Source organism: Streptomyces aurantiacus (assembly GCF_001418335.1).
GTDB lineage: Bacteria > Actinomycetota > Actinomycetes > Streptomycetales > Streptomycetaceae > Streptomyces > Streptomyces aurantiacus.
The window spans coordinates 1-7,679 of sequence record NZ_LIPP01000169.1 but is presented as its reverse complement, the minus strand read 5'-3'; the positions used below and the strand labels follow the sequence as shown (position 1 = coordinate 7,679).

Sequence of the window (7,679 nt, the reverse complement as noted above, 5' to 3'; positions counted from 1 at the left end):
AGGCGGGGGTCGTGGCGGAGGCAGCGGTGGCGGTCGTGTCCGGGGCCGGATACGGGGGCGGCGGCGCCTGGCCCGAAGCCGAAGCCGAAGCCGAAGCCGGGGTAGGGGTAGGAGTCGGAGCCAGGTTCGCGCTCGCACTCACGTCCGGGATCGCGAGGATCTCTTGGGGGATGCGGACCAGGACGCCCGTGCCGCCGCGCGCGGACGGGCGGAAGGAGACCGTCAGGCCGTGCTTGCGGGCGAGCCGGCCGACGACCGTGAGGCCGAGCCGGGTGCCGGTGAGGCCGCCGGGCTCCAGCTCCGCGCCGGAGACGGCCAGTTCGGCACGGCGCAACTGCGCCTCGCCCATGACCAGGCCGCTGTCCTCCACGGAGACGATGACCCCGGCCGGTACCTCCTCCACGTAGACGTGCACCTCGGCCGTCGGGGGCGAGAAGTTCGCGGCGTTGTCGAGGATCTCGGCGAGCGCGTGCATCACGCCCTCGGCGGCATGCCCGGCCACCGCCGCCTCGCTCGCCGAATGGACACGTACGCGCTGGTAGCCGTCGATGCGGCCCATCGCGCCGCGCAGGATCGACTCCATGACGATGGGCCGTGCCCAGCGGCGGCCCGAGCGCGCGCCCGTGAGGACGGCGACGGAGTCGGCGAGACGGCCCGCCTGCGCGGTGCGGTGGTCGAGGTGGAGGAGGTCGGCGAGCACGTCCTCGTCGGCGTGCTGTTCCTCCATGGCACGCAGGTCGGCCAGCATGCTCGTGGACATGGCCTGCAACCGGCCGGCGGTGGTGGCCGCCGCCGAGAGCGCGGTGGCGCGGTCGGTCCTCGCCTGGCGCACCTCTTCGGTCAGGCGGGCGTTCTCGGCGGTGTTCCGGGTGCGCTCGCGGTCGAGTTCGGCGGCGAGGCGGACCTTCTGGTGGGCGTTCTGCTCGGCGAGTCGCGCGCGTTCGCGGGTGAACTCGTCGGTGAGCCGGACCCGTTCCCGGGCGGATTCCTCCGTGAGGGCGGCCTTCTCCTGCAGTAATCGGCCGGCGTCCTGGGAGACTGCTTCGAGGCGGCGGAGAAGTAATCGGGACGTCTGCGCCGCGCGGCCGGCCGCGGCCACGGCCGCGCACAGCAGCAGGGCCGCCGCGCCCAGGCTCCAGCCGAGGGGCACGCGCGCCTGATCGGGAGCCAGGGCGACCGCGGCGCCGACGGCGCACGAGGCCGGTACGGCCGTGAGGAGCGGAGCGACCGCGACAGTACGCAGACGGGGGCGTTCGCTGCCGAGTTGTGCGAGGGACGGCCGATCTTTCGTGGGGCGCGCTTGCGAGGTGGGCGCGGTCATGAATCGTGTCCTCGGTCGTGTCCTGGGCTGGATGCGACACTTGGTGCTCAACTGGCGGTCACTATAAGGGATTTCGTGATCGGAACGGGCAGGTTACGGCGCACTCTCACAATTCGTCCTCGAATCGGAAAGTAGCCGCCCCGGCGCGTAATGGGGCGCGCGAAACTCAGGCAGGGGCCTCCCGGCATGACCTGCGCTTCAGCCGTCACTTCGGCCGTCACTTCGGCCGTCGGGTGGGCCGTCGGTTGTCCGTACTCCTCGGAGGGGACTATTCCGTTCCTGTTCCGGTCTCTGCCGTGCGGAGATGCATGCTGGGTGACATGACGGAAACGGATCTCGGGGAGCTGCGGACGGCGCTGGAGAAGTCCCTGCGCGGAACCGTGCGCGGAGAGGTCGCTTTCGACGCGACCGCGCGGGCGTTGAACACCATGGACGCGTCCAACTACCGGCGCGTACCGCTGGGCGTGGTCGCCCCGAGAGACGCCGACGACGTGGCGGCGGTCCTGTCCGTGTGCTCCGGGCTCGGCGTGCCGGTCGTGGCGCGCGGCGGCGGCACGTCGATCGCCGGGCAGGCGACCGGCACGGGCGTGGTCCTCGACTTCACCCGGCACATGAACCGGATCGTGTCGCTGGACGCCGAGGCGCGTACGGCCGTGGTCCAGCCAGGAGTCGTCCTGGACCGCCTCCAGGAGGCGGGCGCGCCGCACGGACTGCGCTTCGGGCCCGACCCCTCGACCCACGGCCGCTGCACGCTCGGCGGGATGATCGGCAACAACTCCTGCGGATCGCACTCGGTGGCCTGGGGCACCACGGCGGACAGTGTGCGCGAGCTGTCGGTGATCACCGCGCGCGGAGACCGCCTCCGGCCGGGCCGTGACTGGTCGGGCGCCCCCGACGGCCTGCGGACCCTGGTCGACGGCGAGTTGGCCCTCCTGCGTACCGGCTTCCCCGACCTGCCGCGCCGTATCTCCGGGTACGCGCTGGACGCGCTGCTGCCCGAGCGGGGCGCGGACGTGGCGCGCTTCCTCTGCGGCTCGGAGGGCACCCTCGGCATCCTCACCGAGGCGGTCGTACGGCTGGTCGAGGCACCCCGCGCGCGTGCGCTCGCCGTCCTCGCGTACGCCGACGAGAGCGCGGCGGCGGAAGCGGCCGTCGGGCTGCTGCCGTACGGGCCGCTCACGGTGGAAGGGATGGCGGCCGACCTCGTACCGCCGGACGCGGGGCTGCCGCGCGGCGGCGCATGGCTCTTCGTGGAGACGGGCGGCGACACGCAGGCGCAGGCACGCGCGCGTGCCGAGGAGATCGCGCGCGTCGCGGACGTGACGGGCTCCCGCTCCCGCTCCGGTTCCGGTTCCGGTTCCCTGGTCGTCATCGACCCTGCCGAGCAGCGCGCCCTGTGGCGCATCCGCGAGGACGCCAGCGGCACGGCGACCCGGATGCCGGACGGCACCGAGGCATGGCCCGGCTGGGAGGACTGCGCGGTGCCGCCGGCCCGGCTCGGCGGGTATCTGCGGGAGTTCAGAGGCCTGTTGACGTCCCACGGGCTGCGCGGCGCGCCGTACGGCCACTTCGGGGACGGCTGCATCCATGTACGCATCGACTTCGACCTGTTGACGCCGGCGGGCGTGGGCCGTTTCCGGCGTTTCTCGGAGGAACTGGCCGAACTGGTCGTCTCGCACGGCGGCTCGCTGTCGGGGGAGCACGGGGACGGACAGGCGCGGGCTGAGCTGCTGCCGAAGATGTACGGGCCCCGGGTGGTTGGCCTGTTCGAGCGGGTGAAGGACCTCTGGGACCCGGCAGGGCTGCTCAATCCCGGCATGCTGGTGCGGCCGGACCGCCTGGACGAGAACCTGCGGTTCGCGGTCCTGCCGCGCGAGCCGGTGGACGTCGAGTTCGGCTACCCGGCCGACGGCGGGGACTTCTCGGCGGCGGTACGCCGCTGCGTGGGAGTGGCCAAGTGCCGTACGCCCGCTGCCGCCACCGCTGCCTCCGACTCGTCGGTGATGTGCCCGTCCTTCCGGGCCACCGGTGAGGAGGAGCACTCCACGCGGGGGCGCGCGCGGCTGCTGCACGAGATGCTGGCCGGCGAGGTGATCACGGACGGCTGGCGTTCGACGGAGGTCCGCGACGCGCTGGACCTCTGCCTGTCCTGCAAGGGCTGCCGCTCGGACTGCCCGGTCGGCGTCGACATGGCCACGTACAAGGCGGAGTTCCTGCACCACCACTACGAGGGCCGCAGGCGGCCGGCGGCGCACTACGCGATGGGGTGGCTGCCGTTGTGGCTGCGGCTGGTGGACCGCACCCGTACGGCACGGCTCGTCAACTTCCTGGCCCGCGTACGGCCGTTGGCGGCACTCGCCAAGCGGCTGGGCGGCATCGCGCCCGAGCGGGAGATCCCACGGGTGGCGGTGGAGACGTTCAGCCGGTGGTGGGGCCGCCGTGCGGGTGCGGAATTGGGCACGGGTACGGGTGCCGGTACGGGTACGGGGGCGGCCGAGTTCGCGCAGCAGCTAGGAGGCGGCTCTGGCCGGCCCAAGCCGGCGGTGGCGGTGGCCCTGTGGCCCGACACCTTCACGGAGTACCTCTCCCCGTCCGTCGGGAAGGCGGCCGTACGGGTCCTGGAGGCGGCGGGGCTGAGCGTGACACCGCTGCCGGCGGTGCCGGCGGTGCCCGGACCGGTGACGGACGACGGCGGATCGCACTCCCCGGCGAGGCGGGACGCTTCCCGTGGCCGGGTCTGCTGCGGCCTGACCTACGTCTCGACGGGCCAACTGGACCGCGCCCGCACGGTACTGCGCCGCACCCTGGACCTGCTGGAGCCGATCCTGGACCCGGCCCTCGCTCCGGAGGTCCCGCCCGTGGTCGTCCTCGAACCGAGCTGCGCGGCGGCCCTCCGTACGGATCTGCCGGAGCTGCTGCCCGACGATCCGCGCGCGCGGCGCCTGGCATCGGCGGTGCTGACGTTCGCGGAGGCGCTGGAGCTGCACGCGCCGCACTGGACGCCGCCTCGCCTGGACCGCCAGGTCGTCGGCCAGACCCACTGCCACCAGCACGCCGTCCTGGGAGACGCGGCGGACCGCCGCCTGCGCGAGGCGGCGGGCCTGACCGGCGCGCTCGCGGGCGGCTGCTGCGGCCTCGCGGGCAACTTCGGCTTCGAGAAGGGCCACTACGAGGTGTCGACGGCCTGCGCGGAGGAACAACTGCTTCCGGCGGTCCGGGCGGCGGGCGAGGAGGCGCTGATCCTGGCGGACGGCTTCTCCTGCCGCACCCAACTACAGCAAACGGCGCAGGTACGGGGCCACCACTTGGCAGAAATCCTGGCGGAGTCCCTACCGGACGCCTGACTCCTGACTCCTGACTCCTGACTCCTGACGCCAGACCCCCGACCCCCGACACCTGGGCGCTGGGGGCAGGCGCACAAGGTGACAGGCCCCAATGGGAGTGCGCCGGGCGTGACAGGGAGCGCGCGTCGGCTGGGTGAAAATCACACTCCGTGCCTGAGCGGTCGGTACCTGTGCCGGACGCGTGCCGTCTCCTGAGCCCGGCCGGCCGTCAACCGGCCTGCCCGGCAACGGAGCTGACGCAGCAGAAGTTATTGCTGAGGGCGATGGTGAGAGCGAGGGCGGGGCCGCCGTGACGGGAAGCGTGCACAGGCCACGAATGGCGACTCTGGGTACTAGTCGACATTTGCAGTGCTAGCGCTTTGCATGAAGAGTTCCTGGCCGTATTTTGATCCGCATTCCGGTCGTATGCAGGTCCGGTAGATAATTTTCCAGGCATCGGTGCGTGACCTCGGAATACCCATCCCGTGGCGTGAGGCGTGAATGGTCAAAAACGCCGATCGCCCGTTCCGGCTATGGGTGTTGATTGCACTCTGTCCGGTGCAGATGGCTGGCGAGGTGTTCCTGTGGATGACCGAAAGTGGTGGGTCCTGATCGGTCCAGTCGGTGATAACGCTGTCATGCACGTGCAGCAGCGGAAAGGCTTCCCTCTTGCGCGGGCAAAATGGGGCGAAGTGGTAGAGCGTGCGAGTGGCGCTTGGGTGCGACCGGATCGCGGACCGCTTCGTAACAAACCCCTCTGGTGGAGGGGTCTGCTCGACTGTTCCGGCTGTTCTGGCCTGGAGTGACCAGATGACAGTCCCCTTGGCCTCTCTGATGGTGTTAGCGTGGCAGTGGTCTGAACCTTGGTGGGTCCGGACCTTTCCGGGAGGTCTTGAGGGTGGTGCCTCAGGGCCTCCCGTTTTTTGCTGCCGGTTCATGCACGCACCGCTCCCCGATCGTGCGGGAAAAACCTTTCGAGCGTGCGCAGTGGCATTAGAGAAGGATTCTCCGAAATATTTCGGAGTAGGTGGTGTCCTCGTTTATGCAGGCGGCTGCTGTCGCGGACTGTGGCAATCCCCTCCCGGTGGGGTTTTCCGACGGCGCCGTCATTCTCCCGGGAGGCTCTCGAAAGTGCGAGCGGCTCTTCACTCGTAGAGTGGCTCTTCACTCGTGCGGAGGAGTAACTTGACCTCGTTGACCATCGCCGTCACCTGACCGGCCACACCACCCGGTCCGGCGCCGCATCTCCCGGAAAGGACGACGGACCCACCAATGTGGGACCCCGCTGCTCGGCGGGGTCCCAGTCCACAACGGAACAAGGATTCAGACAGCTCATGCGCACCGCCAACGCCGACGGCGCCATACCGCCGTCCCGCCGCAGGCACTGCGGCACTCTGTTAGTAACGCACCGTCACCATCGCCCCGTACGGGGCGCGCACGCCGGGGCATGTTCCGGCACGGCCGCCGGAACGGGAGAGTGAAGATGCCTCCCACTCTGGAGACCGCCCGGCCGATTGACCTTCAGGACAACACCGGCATGTCGGAAGGAAGCTTTCCGCGCGGCCTGAGCGCCGACACCTGGCGGCGCCTGCTGCGGGCGGGCCTGCGCGGCCGTCTCTTCAAGCCGGGCGAGACTCTGCCGATGGGGCCGAACGACCGGAACGTCTACATCGTCTGGGACGGCGCCGTGCGACAGCAGCGCTTTCCGTTCGGCGAAGGGCGCGACGCCCCAACGGTCACGAGGTTCAGGGGGCGCGGTCAGGTCGTGGGGGAGGCCAAACTCGTCACCCCCGACGACTCCTCCGTGCGCACCCAGTGCCTGACCCAGACCGTGGCCATCCCCTGCGACGAGCGGTCCTTCAACGTGCTGCTCCGCCGACGGATCGAGGTCCAGCGCGCCCTGCTGCGCAGCCTGGAGGCCCGGAACCGCAGCGACGAAGTCCTCTACACCATGGTCACCCGACCGCCCCTGGAGCGCGTCGGCCGGCTCGTGGCCCACCTCGCCGACACCACCGGCGTCCCCGATCCCGAAGCCTCCTGCCGCACCGTCATCTCCGGCATCGGTCAGAAGGACATCGCCGCCGCTCTCCAGATCGGCGTCTCCACCACGGAGAACGCGCTCCGGACCCTGCGCTACCACGGCGACATCGTGGAAGCCCGATACCGGCAGCTCGTCGTCAACAACGCCGACGCATTGCGCCACTTCGCCGCCGGGCACTGACACCGCCCCGGCCCACCGGACCCACCACCCGACGCCGCCTTCCGCCTTCCGCCTTTTGTCTTCCTTTTGTCTGCCGCCTTGCGCGGGGCGGGCGGCGGCGTCATCTCTGAACGGACCAACAGCATGATGACCAGCAGCACGCTGGCGATCGGGACCAGCGCCGGCACTCTGACGGTGTCCCTCGGCGCCGCCGTCGTCACGGGCGTCCTTGCCACGTACACCCTTTCGCACCACAGGCAGGTCTTCGCCTGGCTGCAGCGGATGCGCCACAAGGACCGGGCGAACGCCGAACTCGACAAGCCCGACCAGTGGCTCTCCGACCTGTACGAGGTCCAGTGCCGCCTCGCTCAGAAGCCGTGCCGCACGGCGGACTTCGAGGACATCGCCCAGGTGACCAACATGATCAAGGGCGTCGTCGACCACGCCGAGATCATCGGCCCCGACCTGACGAAGGTCATCGAACGTGTCGAGGAATACCTCGCCACCGCCCTGCCCGAGACCGACTTCTCGGCAGCGACTTCTCTGCCCGAGCATCGCTTCCAGCTCAGCAGGGCCATGAAACAGGAGAACGCACGCAATGAACTGACGCGGGCCGTGGTGACCGCCCAGCGCCGGATCACTCTGCTCCGACGCGGCTGACCAACCAGCGCACCCGCGGCGACCCGACCCCCTCCCTCAAGGGTCTGTAAGCTCCAAAACCCCTTCACAACCCTGACGGAGTCCATTACTCTGAACTCAGAAGTCCATCACGATGTACGTACACCCCCCGACCCCTACCCGAACCATCTGGACGGCCCGTGAACCTCCCCAGCGC

Annotated in this window: 4 protein-coding genes; 3 read left to right on the top strand and 1 reads right to left on the bottom strand. The window is 70.3% G+C overall.

Going from position 1 to position 7,679, the window contains the following annotated elements; genetic code table 11:
- Positions 1-1,321: sensor histidine kinase (locus AOK01_RS22615; protein WP_079103668.1), on the bottom strand; the 1,321-nt coding region annotated here is incomplete at its 3' end.
- A 320-nt stretch (positions 1,322-1,641) separates the two neighbouring features.
- On the opposite strand from AOK01_RS22615, the gene AOK01_RS22610 reads away from it, so the two are divergent.
- The 3 genes from AOK01_RS22610 (at position 1,642) to AOK01_RS22600 (ending at position 7,504) form a co-directional block, all read left to right on the top strand.
- Positions 1,642-4,665 (top strand): FAD-binding and (Fe-S)-binding domain-containing protein, encoded by a 3,024-nt coding sequence (locus AOK01_RS22610; protein WP_055514555.1) that lies wholly within the window; start codon positions 1,642-1,644, stop codon positions 4,663-4,665.
- 1,462 nt (positions 4,666-6,127) lie between these two features.
- A complete protein-coding gene (locus tag AOK01_RS22605; protein WP_055514553.1) occupies positions 6,128-6,865 on the top strand; it encodes a Crp/Fnr family transcriptional regulator in 738 nt (245 codons plus the stop codon).
- Positions 6,866-6,988: 123 nt separating this feature from the next.
- Complete coding sequence (locus AOK01_RS22600; RefSeq protein ID WP_055514551.1) at positions 6,989-7,504, top strand: hypothetical protein; 516 nt, start codon at positions 6,989-6,991, stop codon at positions 7,502-7,504.
- Positions 7,505-7,679: the final 175 nt, after the last annotated feature.